13 protein-coding genes are annotated in these 17,832 nt (G+C 49.0%); 12 read left to right on the top strand and 1 reads right to left on the bottom strand.

The window, feature by feature from the left end:
• Positions 1 to 88 precede the first annotated feature (88 nt).
• Positions 89 to 391 (bottom strand): hypothetical protein, encoded by a 303-nt coding sequence (locus tag BGX12_RS03750; RefSeq protein ID WP_109734752.1) that lies wholly within the window; start codon positions 389 to 391, stop codon positions 89 to 91.
• Positions 392 to 745: 354 nt separating this feature from the next.
• Between BGX12_RS03750 and BGX12_RS03745 the strand changes: the two genes are divergently transcribed.
• The 12 genes from BGX12_RS03745 to BGX12_RS03690 all read left to right on the top strand — a co-directional run bounded on the left by BGX12_RS03745 (position 746) and on the right by BGX12_RS03690 (position 17,803).
• Entirely contained in the window at positions 746 to 2,029 is a 1,284-nt protein-coding gene (locus tag BGX12_RS03745) for an adenylosuccinate synthase (protein ID WP_109734751.1), read from the top strand.
• 23 nt (positions 2,030 to 2,052) lie between these two features.
• Complete coding sequence (locus tag BGX12_RS03740; RefSeq protein WP_109734750.1) at positions 2,053 to 2,763, top strand: Crp/Fnr family transcriptional regulator; 711 nt, start codon at positions 2,053 to 2,055, stop codon at positions 2,761 to 2,763.
• Positions 2,764 to 2,788: 25 nt separating this feature from the next.
• Positions 2,789 to 3,550, top strand: coding sequence for a PASTA domain-containing protein (locus tag BGX12_RS03735; RefSeq protein WP_109734749.1), 762 nt, complete (start codon positions 2,789 to 2,791; stop codon positions 3,548 to 3,550).
• A 1-nt stretch (position 3,551) separates the two neighbouring features.
• A complete protein-coding gene (locus BGX12_RS03730) occupies positions 3,552 to 5,471 on the top strand; it encodes a tetratricopeptide repeat protein (protein WP_109734748.1) in 1,920 nt (639 codons plus the stop codon).
• Between the two features lie 6 nt (positions 5,472 to 5,477).
• A complete protein-coding gene (locus BGX12_RS03725) occupies positions 5,478 to 6,248 on the top strand; it encodes a hypothetical protein (RefSeq protein ID WP_109734747.1) in 771 nt (256 codons plus the stop codon).
• Positions 6,249 to 6,282: 34 nt separating this feature from the next.
• On the top strand, positions 6,283 to 9,687 hold the full coding sequence (locus BGX12_RS03720) for an FG-GAP-like repeat-containing protein (RefSeq protein ID WP_109734746.1): 3,405 nt from the start codon (positions 6,283 to 6,285) through the stop codon (positions 9,685 to 9,687).
• On the top strand, positions 9,687 to 10,616 hold the full coding sequence (locus BGX12_RS03715; RefSeq protein ID WP_233246241.1) for an SUMF1/EgtB/PvdO family nonheme iron enzyme: 930 nt from the start codon (positions 9,687 to 9,689) through the stop codon (positions 10,614 to 10,616). Before BGX12_RS03720 ends, BGX12_RS03715 begins: the two co-directional genes overlap by 1 nt.
• A gap of 17 nt (positions 10,617 to 10,633) precedes the next feature.
• Complete coding sequence (locus BGX12_RS03710) at positions 10,634 to 11,098, top strand: copper resistance protein NlpE N-terminal domain-containing protein (protein ID WP_109734745.1); 465 nt, start codon at positions 10,634 to 10,636, stop codon at positions 11,096 to 11,098.
• Positions 11,098 to 11,874 carry a LytTR family DNA-binding domain-containing protein gene (locus BGX12_RS03705; RefSeq protein WP_233246240.1) on the top strand — a complete coding sequence of 259 codons (777 nt, stop codon included), beginning with the start codon at positions 11,098 to 11,100 and terminating at the stop codon, positions 11,872 to 11,874. Before BGX12_RS03710 ends, BGX12_RS03705 begins: the two co-directional genes overlap by 1 nt.
• 12 nt (positions 11,875 to 11,886) lie before the next feature.
• Complete coding sequence (gene lepB, locus BGX12_RS03700) at positions 11,887 to 13,260, top strand: signal peptidase I (RefSeq protein WP_109734744.1); 1,374 nt, start codon at positions 11,887 to 11,889, stop codon at positions 13,258 to 13,260.
• Between the two features lie 62 nt (positions 13,261 to 13,322).
• Complete coding sequence (locus BGX12_RS03695) at positions 13,323 to 15,062, top strand: Ig-like domain-containing domain (RefSeq protein WP_109734743.1); 1,740 nt, start codon at positions 13,323 to 13,325, stop codon at positions 15,060 to 15,062.
• A gap of 17 nt (positions 15,063 to 15,079) precedes the next feature.
• Positions 15,080 to 17,803 (top strand): helicase C-terminal domain-containing protein, encoded by a 2,724-nt coding sequence (locus BGX12_RS03690; protein ID WP_233246239.1) that lies wholly within the window; start codon positions 15,080 to 15,082, stop codon positions 17,801 to 17,803.
• Positions 17,804 to 17,832: the final 29 nt, after the last annotated feature.

Below are 17,832 nucleotides of genomic sequence, written 5' to 3'. Positions count from 1 at the left end.
CGCCCTGTCACTGCGCTCGAAGAGCGCAAGTGCCGTAAGGCTTTATCCTTTAATTTTAAAACTCCCGGCAGTATGCTGGGAGTTTTTGCTATTTGCCGAGTGCTTTGGCCTGGATGCCGATTGCGAATGCGAATACGATCAGGCCTATGGTGATTGCGGATACGATGATTCCCTTGATGTCTCGGTTTTTGACACTCATGAGAAGGTACGCAATGGGCGTGATATAAGGGGCGAATAAGATGGAGAATATGCAACCCTCGCTGTCGTCCGATGTCTTATTCTTTCGGACTTGGTCGAGCATGTATCCCCAAAGACCCAATAAGGGAATGCCTAAAAGAAAATAGAAACCTATGAGGACATGCTGATTATTGAACATGGCGAAGTCGAGCATATGTGTACCCCCTAATATGTTTTTGAATGTAGCAATTTTTTTGGGGGAAAGGACGCGCTATGCGGCTCAAAAAATGTTAATTTATGCGAAATTTGAAGAGGGGTAAGTCTACGGAATTTTGCCGCGTATCCTGGGGCTGTTGGGGCGTTGTAGGGTGTTGGATGGGTATTTTGTCCCCAAAAAACCTCATACCTCAAAGCGTAGCGACCTCATACCTCGCTGCTCTTTATTATCTTTTAGGCGAAAAAGGGCTCAGGGAAACTCCTTGGGTAGCTTATTTCCTGTTTAACAATCAATCGATCTGCAGAACGCCTGTGAGGCTTAGTCTGCTGGATCACAAAAAACGAAGGATATATGGCAAATCGTGTTGTAATCGGCTCCCAGTGGGGTGACGAAGGTAAGGCCAAGGTAGTTGACTTCTTGACTCTGGACGCAAATATCGTTGTGCGTTTCCAGGGCGGTGCAAACGCCGGCCACACTGTGGAAGTAGGTGACAAGAAGTTCGTGTTCCACCTGATTCCGTCTGGCATCATGCACGACGACAAGATTTGTGTTATCGGTAACGGCGTTGTGCTGGATCCGATTCAGACTCTCGCAGAAATCGCTGACCTCCACACCAAGGGCATCAACCCGGAAGGTCACCTGTTCATTGCTGACAACGCTCAGGTGGTGCTGCCGTACCACTCTGCTCTTGACAAGGCCAAGGAAAAGAAGGCTGGCAAGGCTGCTATCGGTACTACCGGCCGCGGTATTGGCCCCTGCTACAGCGACAAGGTGAACCGTATCGGTGTTCGCGTTGGCGACCTCATGGACGAACGTGAACTTCGCCCCCGCGTCGAAGCTATGGCTAAGGTCCATAATGAAGAATTTAAGGTCATGTACGATGTTCCGGAAATCGATCCGGAAGTCGTCATCAAGGATTACCTGGAACTGGGCCAGAAGATCAAGCCTTTCGTTCGCGATACTTCCGCTCTCCTTTTCAAGGCTGTGAAGGAAGGCAAGAAGCTGGTGTTCGAAGGCGCTCAGGGTACCATTCTTGACGTGGACCAGGGTACCTACCCGTACGTGACCTCCAGCAACACTGTGGCTGGTTACGCAAGCTGCGGCGCAGGCATTGGCCCCACCGCTATCGACCAGGTTGTTGGTGTTGTTAAGGCTTATACCACTCGCGTTGGTAACGGTCCGTTCCCCACTGAACTTCTGGACGAAATGGGCGAAACTCTCCGTAAGATCGGTAACGAATACGGTGCGACCACCGGCCGTAACCGTCGTTGCGGTTGGTTCGATGCTCCGGTGGTCCGCAAGGCTGCTATCGTTAACGGCCTCACTCACTTGGCTATTACCAAGCTGGACGTTCTGGATACTTTCGACACCATCAAGATCTGCACTCACTACGAATGCGATGGCGAAAAGATCGAAGTGTTCCCGAACCAGCTGTCCAAGGTCGGTCGTTGCGTGCCGGTTTACGAAGAAATGCCGGGCTGGAAGTGCGATACTACCAAGTGCCGCAAGATGGAAGATCTTCCGGAAAATGCTAAGAAGTACCTGAACCGTATGGCAGAACTGGTTGGCGTGAAGATCGGTATGATTTCTATCGGTGCTAAGCGCGATCAGAGCATTATCGTTGACATGGACTAATTGAAGCGGAAGGAGAAGTTCTTATGGACAATAACGTTGTTGGTTTGTTGAAGGGTGTTGAACTCTTTTCTGAATTGAACGAGGATCAGCTGGCTATGCTGGCTAACCTGGTTGTTGTCCAAAACTTCAACCGTGATGAAACTGTGGTGCTTGAAGGTGACAGTTCCATGCAGGCTCTGTACCTGATTGCTTCCGGTTCCGTCCAGGTCTATATGACTGGTATGGATGGTCGTGAGACCATCCTCTCTTTCCTGGAACGTGGCGACTTCTTCGGTGAAATGTCCCTGATCGACGGCGAACCTAGGTCCGCCTCCGTTCGTACGGTGACCGATGCTCAGATGATGATTATTCATCGAGAATCCTTCATCCAGTTGCTTCGCCAGACTCCGGAAATTTCCATGGCTCTCTTGAGCGAGATGAGCAAGCGTTTGCGTAAGGCAAACAAACAGATTGGTTCCTTGTCCACTATGTCCGTCAGCGGCCGTGTGGCTGGTACTCTTCTGAACTTGATGGAAGAACGTGGTGTTCGTATCCATACGGATAACGGTTCCATGGTGACGGTGATTCACAATCGTCCTACTCAGCAGCAGTTGGCTGATATGTCCGGTACTACCCGCGAAACGGTGAGCCGTATTTGCTCCATGCTGGTAAAGGCTGGTGCCATTGCCATGACGGGTAAGGATATCGTTATTTTCGACGAAAACGTACTGCAGGAAAAGGCCACCAAGGGTTAGTCCTTGAGGTGATTACTTTCGTCTTATGAATAAATTAAAGAATATTTTGAATAAAGTCCGTAAAGCAGCGGCTTCCAAGGCCCTGTTGATTTGGGCTGTTTCTGTCGTGGTGCTGGTTTTTGCTGTAGACAACATTATTATGCCTGCATTCTCTGGTGCCTTTGCAAGTACGGGCGCAGTTCCTAACCTGGAAGGTATGGATCCGGCTACTGCAGAAAAAACTCTTGCCGATGCAGGATTTAAGTTTGAATGGCTGGAAGAAGGCCGTTACAATTCTACAATTCCTGCAGGAAAGGTCCTGGTGCAGATGCCTGCAGCAGGTCGCACGGCAAAACTTGGCCGTACGGTTCGCCTGACTAAGAGCTTGGGCCTTCGTGAAGTGGAAATTCCGGATCTTCGCGGAAAGAGCCAGAAACAGGCTAGCATTTCCTTGTCTCGTGCAGGCCTTGTTCAGGGGGAAACTGTTAAGGGCGCTCATGCTAGCATTCCTCGCGGCGTAGTGATTCGTACTGTTCCCGAGGCTGGCGAAAAGGTTCGCGTTGGCGATACCGTCAAGGTTGTGATTTCTGCGGGTGCTACTACGGGTAAGGTTCTCCTTCCGGATTTTGCAGGCCAGCAGCTGGATGACATTTATGCTCAACTGGAAAGCCTTGGCTTTAAACTGGGCAAGGTTACCCGTAAGAAGGATTCCGAAGGTCTTCGCCCGGGGACTATCCTTGAAACTTCTCCCAAGTCTGGCGACTACCTGACTCCTGGTTATAAGGTTAACTTCGTAGTTGTGGACTAGAATGCTGAAGGCTCGTTTTCTTTTCGTGTGCTTGATTCTTGCGGTGTTCTTTTTGAACGCCTGTAGTTCGGCGCCTGCAAAGAATGGCCTTGCTCTCACATCTGCGGATTCCATGGCTATTGCCGTTGCTGTGGCAGGCCAGAATAAAAAACTTCAGCCGGAAGTTCCTCAGTTCCCTGTCAACAAGGATGCTGCCCACGAGGCTTTTTTGCATGCGCAGGAAGCGGAGCTTCGTGGTGACAAGGCCTTGTCCGCTGAATATTGGCAGCGCGCTGCCGAATTTGATCCGTACAACCGTTATCTCGGTTTTAAAATCGTAGAAAAACTCATGGCCGAAGGTAAGGATTCCTTGGCCCTTGTTCAGGCGAAGTGGTCCAATGCCCAGAAGGGTAAGATCACTTCTTCTCAGTTGGGGTTGCTTGCTCGTCTTTACGTGCGTGAAGGCCTGGTGGATTCCTGCCGTAAGTACTTTACCGCGGCGCTGGATTCTTCCCGCAATCAGGATACGGGTCTGCTTTATGATTATAGCCTTTTCCTGGAAGCCATTAAGGACCAGAAGGAATTGGTTCGTGTCTATGACCTGCTGCTTCCTCATGTGAACTATATGCCGTCTCTTTTCCAGAGGCAGGTGTCCTTGCTGGTTGACATGCAAAGGGATTCCGCAGTGATTGAACTGTTTGGAAAGGCCCATGAAGTGACTGGGGACAAGAAGCAGCTTTCCCATCTGGTGGAAATGCTGAAATACCAGAGGCGATTTGCTGAGGCCTATGCCATTGTGGATACCTTGACGGGTTCTACGGAATTTGATGACAATATGGTTTTGAGCATGGTGCAGCACTATGCCCAGGGATCTTCCGATACGGCCTACAATTTGCTAAAGAAAAAGTATTATGAGGATGGGATCCATACGCCGATGGTTTCCAATTTCCTGGGTCATTATGAACATATGGCTGGCAATAACGATAGTGCCAAAGTTCATTTGAAGGTTGGCTTGAATCAGGTAGGCGGCCCCCAGAGTTATGTACTTGGAGCCTATCAGAGCCTGGTCAGCATCGCTATTGCAGAAGAGAATTATAATGACGCCATTAAGTATGCCGAAGCATTGGATTCCATTTCTGGAAATTCCGACCTGAATGTGATTTCCCTGGTTTACGCCATGGCTCATCAGTACAAGAAGGCTTATGCCAAGTTTGATTCTCTGATCGCTTTTTGGGATAATTGGAAGCCTATGGAAGATGTGGTTGATTCTGCTTCCATGCTGAAGATGATTCAGACTGCTGAACTGAAGAAGGTTGAAGTTCGTTTTTGGTATGGTCGAATCCTCTGCACTGAAGCTCAGGATTTGGAACATGAAGGTCCCTTTGATGCGGCGACTGTCGCCCGTGCCGAAAAGAACCGTACTCTGGCAAATCCGTATTTTGAATACGTGATGCAGCGGGCTCCTGGTTATCAAAATGTGTTGTATTATTACGCCTCCAACCTGGAAAGGTTAAAGCGTACAGATGAGTCCTTTGGCCTCTTTGAAGAATTGCTGAAGAAAGGCAATCTCCAGGGAAGCGATCTTGTGTCTGCCCTGAATTATTATGGTTATTCCTTGATCGATTTGAATAGGAATGAAGCCGAAGTGGTAAAAGGCTTGGAATTGGTGACGAAGGCTCTTGAATTGGATCCGAATAATGAAGCTATTATGGATTCCAAGGCATGGGGGCTTTATCGACTGGGTAAGTTTGAAGAGTCCATGGCCTTGATGCTTCTACTGAAGGATCCGGGCCTGCAGAAGGACCGTGTTTACTGGGAACATTTGGCCGCTCTCCAGGAAGCTTTAGGCAAGAACGCCGATGCAGCCCAGTCCTATAAGAAACTCCTGAAAATCAAGCCGAACCATCCGGAAGCCTTGCGGTTTCTGAAAAAGAAAAAGTAGGCCAGGATGTTGCGCTTGCTTTTGCTCGCTGCCTTTTGCTGCGCACTGCTGGCAGGATGCCATGGCGGTGCCAAGCCTTCCGTAGAAGTTTCCCCGAAAAAGTCTGACAATGCTGTTGTTGCTCCCCAGGATAGTCTGCGGGCGAAGTTCCTTTTGACCTTGAAGGATGCGGAAGGCAATACGCAGGAACTGGATGCGGTGCTGTTCTCCGTTCCAGGGAAACGTTACCGTATGGAACTTACTGGCCCTATGGGAATCGGCGTTGCCTCCTTATTGTGGACGGAAGAAGGCTGGACCATGACATTCCCTACGGAAAAACTTTATGTCAAGGGATATGGCTACATGGTGGGGCTTCTGATGGATAACACGATCCCGCTGGTCCATATCCATCAGGTGGCAGGTCTCTTTAATGGAGTTCTTCTTCCGGAAAAATATGAAGTGATGGACGATGGGGTGGACATTCCGGAAAACCTGATGGATTCCTCTCTCCAGGTGACTTATGCTCGTGAGGCTACCGGCAAGAACTTCGCCTTCGGGAAAAGAGGGGAAGAAATTGCGTGGCTTTGCAGGACAGGCCGTGATGGGAAACTGGAAACATTGAAATTCCAGAACTTTAAGGAATTTGAAGGGAAGACTCTTCCCGGCGAAATTGTTTTTGAAAGAGATGGAGCCACCTTCTTGAAGATTAAGATGAAAAAGGTGGCTCACAACAAGTCCTTTAGCCTGGGGACATGGCGATTGAACGTTCCCCGTAGTTTTACCCAGGTTGGAATCTAGCATAGGTCTGCATTTTTTGTAGATTGAGGATGTGATGAAAAAGTTCTTGAATTTGTTTTTGCTGATGGCTTTTTTCCTGGCTCCTGCAGCTTTTGCTGTGGATACTCTGGAAGTATTTGCCATGCGCGTACAGTTTGCTAAGGAATCTCCTGATAACTCCTTGACTACGGGCTTGGGTATTTTTGATTCGGATTCTTCTCACAAGAAGGATTATAAGCTGGATCCTACAGGCCGTCGAGGCTCCGCTTCTTACTGGAAGAAACATTTTGAGTTTGCGAATTCCTATTTCAAGACCGCAAGCCATGGCAATCTGGTCATTAAGTACAGAATTTTCCCGGAAGGGGGCAGCAATGCCTATGAATTGAAAAAGCAGATTATTGACTACAATCGTACCAGTAAGCTGAAGGGTGAAAAAACGGCTGAGTTTGATGAAGCCCGCAGTCGTGACTATTTGCAGTTTGTGTATGACGCCGTTATGGCCGCTCATAAGCCGGGTGATTCCCCCTTTGAAATTCCTCTGTCCGAAAATCCTAATACCAAGCGTGCCTTCATGATTATTCATGCAGGTGCAAGTCGACTGGTTGATGGTGGTAGCATGGGTACAAACCATGCAGATACTCCTGCAGATTTCATGGATGTGTATATCAGCAGTGATGTGTGGGAATACTTGCCTACGGATCAGGACTTTGTGCCTACAGTCCAGGATACGGTCAAGGATAGAAATGGCAGGGATTCTGTTCGCACCGTTGCCAATGGCATTGTGTTGGAAGGTGCCACTATCGATACATTACGTTCAATCATGGTCGTGAGTGAAACTGCTTCCCAGGATGGTCTGAATTGGGGCGTCAACGGAATTTTAGTGAACCAGATTGCTCGCGAGTTGGGCTTGCCCAATACCTATGATGTGGTAAAGGGAATCTCCCGCCTGGGTTATTATGATTTGATGGACTTTGCCGGCTATAACGCCGGTAACGGTTTCTTGCCCGCTATGCCTGCAGCCTGGGAGCGCGCCTATATGGGATGGTCCAAGGTGAAGGAGGTCCGTCCCACGGCAGGAAAGGCGGTGACTGTCGATGTTGTGGCCGCCGGTAGTTCCGAAGAGGGTGTGGAAATCGTAAAGGTGCCCCTGAATGCATCGGAATACTTGCTCATTGAAAACCGTCAGCGTTCCTGGAATAAGGACGGTACGGTAAGTGTTACCACTGGAGAGTCCGATGATGGTGACGAAACGGACATGACCACGGTGCCGGTGGATAGTCTGCACTTGGTATTTGAGGATAGCGTTTGCGTAAAGGGCAAGTGCTCTGTAAATAAGAACAAGGCTAGTGGTATTATTCTGGATGTCAGTTCTTTCGATGCCGGTATTCCTGCTAGCGGCATTGTGGTATGGAAGGTCAATGAATGGTTCCTGAGGGAAAACCTGCAGTATGGTGTTGCCAACTTCTGGGGGGGCGATACTCTTCGTGATCACCAGTTTGGTATTTCCATGGTGGAATCCGATGGTGTGTTGAGTATTGGCAAAACATTCAAGAATGCTCTTGGCGAAGATACCTATGATTATGGTGCTGGTACGGATTTGCTTCCTCACCAGCGCATTGCGGATAGTTCAAGTTCCAAGAAGTATGACGTGGTGGATTTCATCGGTGCTACGGGTTATGCAAATACCATGACGACGCAAGGCGGTTACACAGGAATCAAAATTTCCGTGGCTGTTCCTGAAGATGCCCGAAAGGAAAAAACGTCCAATGCTTTCTTGGGTGATAGCGTGGTCAACTATGGCGCCTTGAAGCTCTCTGTTACCATTTCCATTGATGACGGTAGCATTGACGGTAGTCAGTTCCCTCGCGAAATTGGCCTGAATTCTGCTGTACGTGGAGCTGTGTTCGTGAATCATCCTGATCAGGATGGCGAAAAGATTGTTGTGGTTGGTGCGGAAGATGGAACTTTGCAGGCCTTTAGCGCCCTGGGCGATACCCTTTTTGATGCTGATTCTGTGGTCAAGAAGATTGAACTTTCCGATAAGAAGATGGAAAAGGACATTCCTCTGTATCGCGTTGCTCCTAGTTCCGGCTCCTTGAAGGGCTTGGTTAGCGATGGCAAATATGTGTATAGTCTCCATGATGGAAAGCTGGTTCGCACGAAGTTTGAAACGGGCCTTTCTTTGCAGGAAACTCTGGACTTGCCTAAGGGTGAAAAGTCTAGCCTAATGATTGTAAATGGCAAGCTCTGGTTTGGCATTGATGCGGATGTTTATTCTGTAAGCACGGAAAAGTTTGATAAGGTTTCCAAGGAAGTTTCAATTGCTGCGGGCCACGTTTCTGATTTGGCCTATTGTGGCTCCGGTGAAGGATTCTATGGTCTTGCAATTGCTAGCGATGATGGCCATGTAATCGCCTATGATACTAAGGAAAATTCCATCGGTGTAAATGTTAAGGATCCTGTGGTTCGCCTGGCCTGCACGGACTTGGATAGGGACGGGACTTCCGAGGTGGTTGCTGTAGGAAGCCGTGGAAATGTGGCTGCCATCAGCCGAAAAGACGGTAAGGTCCTGTGGACCAAAAACTATAAGCGCGGCGCTGCTGGTTCTAGCGGCCTTAAGGATGAAACTTCCGGAATTGCCCTGGGTGACATTAACAATGACGGTTATCCCGAAATCGTATTCCTGGGCGACAACCTGGTGTACGCCCTGGATCGCTTTGGCTTGCCGCTGTCTAGTTTCCCGGCTGTGATTAGCCGCGGATCTCCTGTTTACGGATTCTTTAGCGATCCCTTGATTGTGGATGTGACTGGCGATGATGTTCCCGAGATTCTTGTCTCCAGTAGCGATGGCCTGGTGTATGCCTTTACGGGCAAAGGCAAGCAGGTGACGGAGCAGTTCCCTCTTTCTGCGGGATGCTTTGAATATGCGGAAACCGTTTCCGATTTGCAGCCCATGAGCATTTTTGTGACGGACGCTGTTCCTAGCAAGAAATCCAAAGGACCTGAAATTTATGCACTCCATCGCAGTTCCTTGACCGCACTTCGCTTGCAGAAAGCTTCTGAAGACGCTTCTGAAAGTGCTGCAGCCTGGACTCTTCCCGCTGGCGGTAACGAACGTACGGGTTATCTGGACGCATCCAAACTGAAAGCCCCGGAAGAAGTGAATGCGAAGGATGAAATTTCCGAATTCTTCATGTTCCCTAATCCGATTCGCGGTGGCATTGCCAAGGCCCGCTTTGAGGTGGGTGCCGAAGCGAAGTCTGCTGTTCTCGAATTGTTCGATATTACCGGACTTTGCGTCTTCAAGCAAAAAATGACCGATGTCGCTGCGGGACGTAATCAGTTTGAAAACCTGGATCTGACAGCCCTAGGTTCTGATGTCTATACGGCTCGCCTGCAGGTAAAGTTCAAGTCCGGAAAGACCAAGAAGAAGCTGTATCGCGTGGGTGTGGTCCGCTGATGAACTGTTTTGGTGGAAGGACGTTTCTTGCATGGACTGCCTCGTTCCTTGTTGCAGTTCTTGTGGCATGCTCTACACCGACCGATAGCTCCGTGGAGGAGAATGACGACGATGTCCCTGGCTCAGTAGTGACCCGTCCAAAATCCTCCAGTAGCGTTGAACGGTCCTGTTCCAGCGAGGCTCCCGAATCTTCATCTGCTGTGGCAGAAGACCCAATGAAGGTGCTTGAATCTCTGGTGACTTTGGTAAATGTTCCTAAACAGGAACTGAACCGCGACAAGACGGTTATGTCCGTCAGTTCTTTTTCCATTTCCAGAACGGAGGTGACTCAGGTTCTTTATAAGACCGTCATGGGGGAACTTCCTGATGTGTTAAAAATAGGGGATAGCATCGCTGTCGCCAATGTGAATTGGTTCGAAGCGGTTTTATTCTGTAACGCCTTGTCAAAACGAGCTGGCTTGGATACTGCGTACGTCTATGAAGAGATTGGCCAGTCCCGCTACCTAAAAAATTTGACGGTGAATTACGATGTGAAGGCGGTGCGCCTGCCTACTGAAACGGAATGGGAAATCGCTTGCCGTGGAGGGACCTCCACGACCTATTACTGGGATGTGGCTGTTGCGTCCAAGTATGCTTATTACGCACAAACTAAGACTAACGGTCCTACGGAAGTGGGACAGTATCTGCCCAACGCTTTTGGATTGTACGATATGAGTGGCAATGTGGCGGAATGGACCAATGATTGGTATGGTGATTATCCTGTACGAAGTACCAAGGATTATAGGGGTCCTGAAGAAGGCGAACGTCGCGTTGTTCGAGGTGGAAGTTGGTCTGACAAGGCTCCTGCCTTGGCTTCGGCGGAACGAGAGAAAAAAGATCCGCTATATCAAAGTCATATGGTGGGCTTCCGTATATCCATTACGAGGTAAATTGCTAAATTGCGGGCATGAGTATTTTTCACGCCCGTTCTTTTTTGAGTGGGGTGGCTGTCTTGATGGCTGCCCTATTTGTGTCAGCCTGTTCCGAAGAAAAAAAGGAACCTCTTCCGGATTTGCCGCCTATCGAACTTCCGAAGGATGTGCCGGCACTTTATTCGGGTTCGCTTCCTTGCGATGATTGCAAGGCCAGGATGGTGCAGATGACGTTGAAGGAAGATATGTCCGTAGTCGCTGTCCAGACGATTATCAAGGAAACTTCCGTGATGGACACCTTGAAGGGAACTTATGTAGTGACGGATTCTACAATCAAGGTTTCCCTCTCCGATAATTCCACCCATTGGGACTTTAAACGCATTGGTTCTGGAAATTTGAGCTATATGACAAGTGCCGGAACTGTTTATGAAGATGCGGACGGCATGACTGCCGATTTCATCAAGATCTATAGGCCTGTTTCCAAAAAGGTTGCTGAATAATGGGAATGCGTTGTACTGCCTTGATTGTGGATGACGAGCCGCTGGCCCGCCGTCGCCTTCGTGCTTTGTTGGAAGAAAAGTATTCCTCCGAAATTGAAATCTTGGAAGAAGCGTGCTCTGGCCAGCAGGCGATTGAGCGCATTAAGGATTACGCTCCGGACGTCGTGTTTCTGGATATCCAGATGCCGGACATGGACGCCTTTGATGTGCTGAATGCTTTGGATAAGGATGATGTCCCGCTGATCATCTTTACCACCGCCTACGATAATTTCGCTCTTCGCGCCTTTGAAGAGAATACGGTGGATTATATCCTGAAACCCATCGAGGCAGAACGTCTTGAAGTGGCTGTGGAAAAGCTTCGCAAGTTCTTCCCGGAGTCGGAAGAAACCTTGCCGGAAGGTGGCCTTACTTGGGAAAAGTTGCGTGAATTGGTTGAAGCCCATACTTCCTACTTGAATCAGATTTTTGTGAAGATCGGCGATAGGACCATTCTCGTGAAGGTGAAGGATATTATCCGTTTCCATAGCGAAGACAAGTTTACTGCGATTTATACCAAGTCTAACCAGTATTTCATTTATACATCTTTGTTGGATCTGGAAAAGCAATTGGATCCCCGTCGTTTCGTACGTATCCATCGTTCCAATATTGTGGCCTTGGACCATGTGCTGGAATTCCGTCGTTCCGCCAGCGGAAAGCTTGTGGCGATTATGGATGACGCAAACAAGACGGAATTGCTTGTAAGTAGAAACATGTTCAAGAAGATTCAGGAAACCTAATTGGAGTCCCCCATGGAGTCTCAGGAAAAGAAACCGTTTTCGTTTAAGATTTTTGCTAAGGGCCTTTTGCGGGAAATTGTAGTCCCCATTTTCCTTGCCCTCATTGTGATTCAGTATGTGATTCAGGCGTTCCAGATTCCCAGTGGATCAATGGAAGATTCCTTGAGGACTGGCGACTTCCTGCTGGGTCTGAAATTTACCTATGGGTCTCCCGTTCCTTTTAGCAATAAGAAGTTCCCTGGCTTTACTCTGCCTGAGGCGGGAGATGTGATTATCTTCCGTTATCCTGGGGAGCCTGAATACCCGGAAGGAAATCCGGAACGTTATACCCATCTATTTAATGCTCTAATGTTCGGTAACTATTACTGGGATCATGAGCCGCTGAAGGGTCAGCCTCATCTAGTGCATTTCCCGGATGGTCCCAAGGATTATATCAAACGTTGTGTCGCAGTGAGTGGTGATACGGTGGCTGTTCACCAGGGACGACTTTTCGTGAACGGACAGAAACAGGAATATCTGCCGGGAAAGGGTAAGTACACTGCCTATTATCGCACAAAGTCTCCTCGCGATGAACGTAATGAATTTGTGGTGCCATCTGTGGGTGACACCTTGTACGTGGATTCTCTTCCTCTGGAAATGGCCTGGTGGCTCCGCTCCATCATTGCTCAGGAAAATCCGGACGAAGCGGTGGAGCTGGACTTGACCCTCCTGAAGGATGGTCAGGAAGTGAACAATCACATATTTGAAGAATTCCGCATTCCCCTGGAAAATGATCGTCGCCTGCTGATTGATGAAGTCTATCGTAGAAACAATATGATTCTGCAGCACGCCACCCAGGGCGATACTATTTCTGCACCGGTGCCGTTCAGTTTCATTCGTGAATTGACCCGCATGGCATATCTCCCGCTGATTGATCCTATGGCCCCCTCCGGATTTACCCGTAAGGTCAGCTATACCGGTTTTGATGGCTCCCTCCTCCAGGACCTGGAAGGAAATGTCAATTTGCTGAATGCTCCCGAAGAAGTGGCTGCACCCGCAGATTCCGCTATCGCAGATTCCGCTATCGCTGATTCCTCTGCCCCGGCAGTGACAAAGCCGAAGTTTGAAATTCGCCGCAAGATGACCTTAGGGGGCAAACCGCTGGATTACTACGTGGTGAAAACTCCCCAGTTCTTCATGATGGGGGACAATCGCGATAACTCTCTGGATAGTCGTTACTGGGGTGTCGTTTCCCTCCGTAATATCAAGGCAAAGGCATTTGTCATTTACTTCTCCTTTGACAATGATGATGCGACCTTCGCTCTCGCCAATCCCTTCACCTGGTGGCGTCTGCCCTTGAAGATTCGCTGGAGCCGTCTGGGAAAGATTATCCATCTGATTGACTAAATCATTAGGTTGTGTTGAACTTGAAAACGGGAAGTAAAAAAACGTGGTGGCTTTTGGCGGCGATGAGCATTCTGCTTTTCGCCTGTGCCACCCAGGAAGCGCCCAAAGGTGGTCCGGAGGATAAGCATCCTCCGCGAGTAGCTGGTGTATACCCTGCTCCCAACACCACGAACCATCCCAACGAACTTTACGTCAAGCTGGAATTTGACGAATGGATCAATGGAGCCATTCCTAGAAGTGCTGTGTCCATTTCTCCACCCATTGAGAAGAAACTTCGTTTTGAAGTGACGGGAAAAACTCTTGAATTGACTTCCCGTGCAGAACTGGATACAGGTACTACTTACACGGTTACTTTTGCAGGAGGCATTAAGGACCTGCGTGGGAATGCCTTGGCCAAGCCTTTCCAGGTGGTATTTTCCACGGGTGCAGTTATTGACTCTCTGACGGTTCCTGGCCGAGTGTTGGTGACGGAAGCCATGGCCAAGAAGAAGGAGTATCCCAGTGTTGGACTTTTCCTAATGGGGGAGGAACGTAAGGGTCGCCGCTATCTGGAAAAGTACAAGGATACGACTACCAACCAGCTGGATTCCCTCCCGCAGTTGCTGAAGGAACCTCCTCTCTATGTGACTCGTGCTGATAGCGTGGGTAACTTCCTTTTGACAGGGCTTAAACCGGGTCGCTACCGTGTGGTTGCCTTTGCCGATGGAAACGGTAACCAGAAAATCGAACTTGCTACGGAACATGTGGGAATCTGGACCGGGGATCTTGTGTTGACTGAAGATTGGAAGGATACAATCTGGATTGCCATTGCCGATATGGATTCCACCCATCTGGAAATGGAATCGGTGAGCCAGCCTTATGCCAATATTCTGGAAGCGACTTTTACAAGGCCCGTGTATTTTGACTCCCTTTTTAAGGATACGTCCAACTGCTATTTGCAGGGCCCGGATAACACGGAACTATACCCCCGCCTGGTCTACAAGTCTCCTAAGTCCGAAAAGCCCCAGTTCTTCTTCGACCCCGCCCCTGTAAAGGAAACCCAGTATAAGTTTATATGCAAGTCCGCAAAGGATTCCTTGTTCCGTACGTTGGATACTTTGCGTAACGAGGCTCAGCTGGAATGGCAGGAAATGAAATCTGATACGATGCCTTCCGCCGTAAGCGAGGCTAGATTGTTGTCTTCTGCCAAGAATCCATTCCCCGATGATTCCTTGGTGGTGCTGTTCAATAAGCCTAAGCTGGACTCTGTTGAACAGACCTTCTATTTCGCCATTGGCAAGGATACTAGTCAGGTGGAAATTTCCCAGGTGGATCCTGTTCGCTTCATGATCGATAAGAAGGATCCCTGGCCTACGGACGCTGTCATAAATTTCCTGATGGGCTATAAGGATACGACTCTTGCCGCTGCCGATAGCAATGGTATCCGAGATACCGTGATAGAATTGAAGTATAGGAATCTGCTCCGTTTCGAAACTGTGAAAAAGTTGAAACAGGCGACCTTGATGGGGGCTATTCCTGCTGGCCGCCCGGGAGCTGTTGTTCGTCTTTATTCTCCTGAAACGGGTAAGTACATTGTTCGCGAGTGTACTGAGGCGGGCGGATTTATTGTGAGGGAATTGGTAGAAGGTAATTACTTTATGGATTATTTCTATCCAGAAGAGGGCAAGCTGATTCCAGATGGTGGCTCTGTAAATCCCTTTAGATTTGGTTCTGCATGGCGCGCCTATAATGATACGTTGAAGTTGAAGAATGGTGATAATAACCTAATAAGAATGAACCTGAAATTGCCGGCTTTGCCTTAAGTTTTGGTTGTGAGGATATGATGGAAAAGATTCCCAGTTTTGTGGCGATTGACTTGGAAACAACAGGCCTTGATTTTGAAAAGGATGAAATCATTGAGGTGGCCCTTGTTCGTTTTGAAAATGGCGAGCCGACAGAATCCGTGGACTATCTGGTAAAGCCGACAACAGCAACGCTTCGTCCCTTCATTGAAAATTTGACCGGAATTAGTAAGGCTGACTTGGAAACCGCCGAACCGTTTTCTGCACTGGCTGCTAAAATCTTCAATTTTATTGGAGAACTTCCCGTTGTTGCCCATAACGCCAATTTTGATTCCAAGTTTTTGACCCAGACATTCCAGAAGGTCGGCGTGTCCTTTGAGAATCACATGGTATGGGATTCCCTGACGGTTTCACGCATTGCCTATCAGAACATTCCTAACCACCGCCTGGATACCTTGGTGCAGGAATTGGATATTCCCAGAAGTCGTGCACATCGTGCCTTGCCCGATGCGGATGCCTGTGGACGTCTTTTTGTCATGTCCATCCAGAAAATCGCTGCCAGTGATGAATGGCTCCTGAATGCCTTGGGTAAAATTGCGGTTGAATCACAATGGTCTACTCTCTGGCCATCTATGGATGACGCCCAGGAAAAGCCGAACTATCGTTTCCCTGTTGTCCCTCAGGAATTGGTTCCTGTAAAGGATAAGACACCTCGCGTTGGCGAATTTTTCAAGGAAGATGGTTTCCTGGCAAAGTCCGTTCCCGGTTTTCTGGTTCGAGCAAATCAGCAGGACCTCGCCTCAGCTGTAGAACGTAACATGCACAAGGGTGGCCTTTGCGTGATGGAAGCTCCTACGGGTTCTGGCAAGTCTATGGCCTATCTGGTGGCCGCCGCGAATAAGGCTGTCTCTGGCGAGCGCGTAGTGATTAGTACCGCTACTCGCGCCCTCCAGGAACAATTGTGGAATCACGACATTCCCAAGATTTCGGGACTTTATCAGGATAAGCTTAAGCCTGCTGTATTGAAGGGCCGCGAGAATTATCTGTGCATCCGCAAGTTTGAGGAACTTCTTGCCGCCCCCAACAAGTTGCTGCTGCCGGAAGAACGAGATTCCTTTATGGCCATTGTCCCCTGGGTCTATACGTCCACGACTGGAGACATAAACGAATGCACTTCCTTTAGCCAGGGCCGTAATCGTGTGCTTTGGTCTAAAATGGCAAGTTCCGCAAAATCCTGCCTGGGGGAAAAGTGTCCCCATTATGCTCACTGCCCGGCCCTGGCAGCAAAGCGTAGGGCGATGAATTCCAACCTCCTGTTGGTAAATCATTCCCTTTTCCTGGCGGATATGTCCTTGGATTTCGCACTGCTTCCGCTGTACGAACATATTGTATTTGATGAAGCTCATCGCCTGCCGGATATCAGTACCCAGGCTTTGGGGCGTATGGTTTCCTTCTTTGGTTTGCGCAACGCCATGAAGACGGTTCTTCCGTCTCGTAACAGGCAGGACGGACTCCTGGCTGAAATTGCGTCCCAAATTCCTGTGGAAGAAACGGAACTGCACGAAACTTGCGCCAATTTGACGGAACGTCTATCCGAAACGGAAAAGAGCCTGCATCGCTTCTTTATGAAGATCGGCAAGAAATTGACGAAGCAGAAGAATGGTAAGAACGGATTTGTCTACACTTCAGGCATAGCTGCGGAATATGATGCTGATCCTTCTGCATTCCTGGATCAGAGCCTTAAGTCAGTGAAGCTTGCGGATAAGTTGCTTGAAGACATTAAGAATCTGAGGAATGAAAATCTGGTGGGCTTGGTAAGTGACCTGAGTGGTCGTATGACGGAACTTTCCAGATTTGTTTCGGATTTTGAATTTTTGACCAAGGCGTCTCGAGAAGGTTGGGTGTTCTTTATGGAAGAACCTTTCAACCCGCACACGATTAAGCTTCACGCTTATCCCCTCAGTTCTGGTAGCGTTTGGAAGGAAAAGTTCTATCCCTGGATTAAGTCTGCAACTTTCGTCTCCGCTACACTTTCTGTCCAGGGGGACCTGGGATATTTCGTCCAGAAGATGGGTATGGACTCCTTGGACGAAAAGAAACGTCCCTTCCTCAGAGTCTATAATGAATCCGCAAGCAAGGACGAACGCCAGTCTGTCATGGTGGCGAAGTATTTGCCCAAGCCGTCCGCTCCTGAATATAACGAGGCTGTGAACGAAACCTTGGCACAGGTTCTTCCGGATGTTTCCGAAAATACCATGGTCCTGTTTACCAGCATCTCTGCCATGGTCAAGGCCCAGGCTGCCTTGGCTCCGCTCTTTGCACAGAAGAATAAGCTTCTGCTTTGCCAGAATGTAGATGGCTCCCTGGATGGTCTGGTAGCCATGTTCCGTAAGGAACGTGGGGCCTGTCTTTTGGGCTGCCAGAGCTTGTGGGAGGGGGTGGACTTCCCGGGAGATGCCCTTAAGCTTCTAGTGATTCCTAAGCTGCCATTCCCCAATCCCACGGATCCGCTGGTAGCAGGTATTTCCTCCAAGATGAAGGAAGAGGGAAAGAATTCCTTTAAGGATTACTTTGTTCCGGAAGCCTACATGGAGTTGCGCCAGGGGCTTGGCCGCCTTATCCGTTCCGACGAGGATACGGGCAAGGTCCTTATTCTGGATAATCGCGTTGTTCTTGAACATTACGGCAAGACCTTCTCCAGGATCTGGAACATGAAGCAGAAGGTGGCGTCTAATGTGGATGACATCAAGAACTTCCTCTGATTTTTTCTAAATTTGTCCTCCCTAGTTGG

This window comes from Fibrobacter sp. UWR4 (genome assembly GCF_003149045.1).
GTDB lineage: Bacteria > Fibrobacterota > Fibrobacteria > Fibrobacterales > Fibrobacteraceae > Fibrobacter.
This window is presented reverse-complemented; position numbering and strand designations above follow the sequence as displayed.

Bases quoted from the DNA above. Each gene is read 5' to 3' on its own strand.
- BGX12_RS03740 (WP_109734750.1), top strand. From the start codon at position 2,053: ATGGACAATAACGTTGTTGGTTTGTTGAAGGGTGTTGAACTCTTTTCT.
- BGX12_RS03730 (WP_109734748.1), top strand. From the start codon at position 3,552: ATGCTGAAGGCTCGTTTTCTTTTCGTGTGCTTGATTCTTGCGGTGTTC.
- BGX12_RS03725 (WP_109734747.1), top strand. From the start codon at position 5,478: ATGTTGCGCTTGCTTTTGCTCGCTGCCTTTTGCTGCGCACTGCTGGCA.
- BGX12_RS03715 (WP_233246241.1), top strand. From the start codon at position 9,687: ATGAACTGTTTTGGTGGAAGGACGTTTCTTGCATGGACTGCCTCGTTC.
- BGX12_RS03690 (WP_233246239.1), top strand. From the start codon at position 15,080: ATGATGGAAAAGATTCCCAGTTTTGTGGCGATTGACTTGGAAACAACA.
- BGX12_RS03710 (WP_109734745.1), top strand. From the start codon at position 10,634: ATGAGTATTTTTCACGCCCGTTCTTTTTTGAGTGGGGTGGCTGTCTTG.
- BGX12_RS03705 (WP_233246240.1), top strand. From the start codon at position 11,098: ATGGGAATGCGTTGTACTGCCTTGATTGTGGATGACGAGCCGCTGGCC.
- lepB (WP_109734744.1), top strand. From the start codon at position 11,887: ATGGAGTCTCAGGAAAAGAAACCGTTTTCGTTTAAGATTTTTGCTAAG.
- BGX12_RS03750 (WP_109734752.1), bottom strand. From the start codon at position 391: ATGCTCGACTTCGCCATGTTCAATAATCAGCATGTCCTCATAGGTTTC.
- BGX12_RS03745 (WP_109734751.1), top strand. From the start codon at position 746: ATGGCAAATCGTGTTGTAATCGGCTCCCAGTGGGGTGACGAAGGTAAG.
- BGX12_RS03735 (WP_109734749.1), top strand. From the start codon at position 2,789: ATGAATAAATTAAAGAATATTTTGAATAAAGTCCGTAAAGCAGCGGCT.
- BGX12_RS03695 (WP_109734743.1), top strand. From the start codon at position 13,323: ATGAGCATTCTGCTTTTCGCCTGTGCCACCCAGGAAGCGCCCAAAGGT.
- BGX12_RS03720 (WP_109734746.1), top strand. From the start codon at position 6,283: ATGAAAAAGTTCTTGAATTTGTTTTTGCTGATGGCTTTTTTCCTGGCT.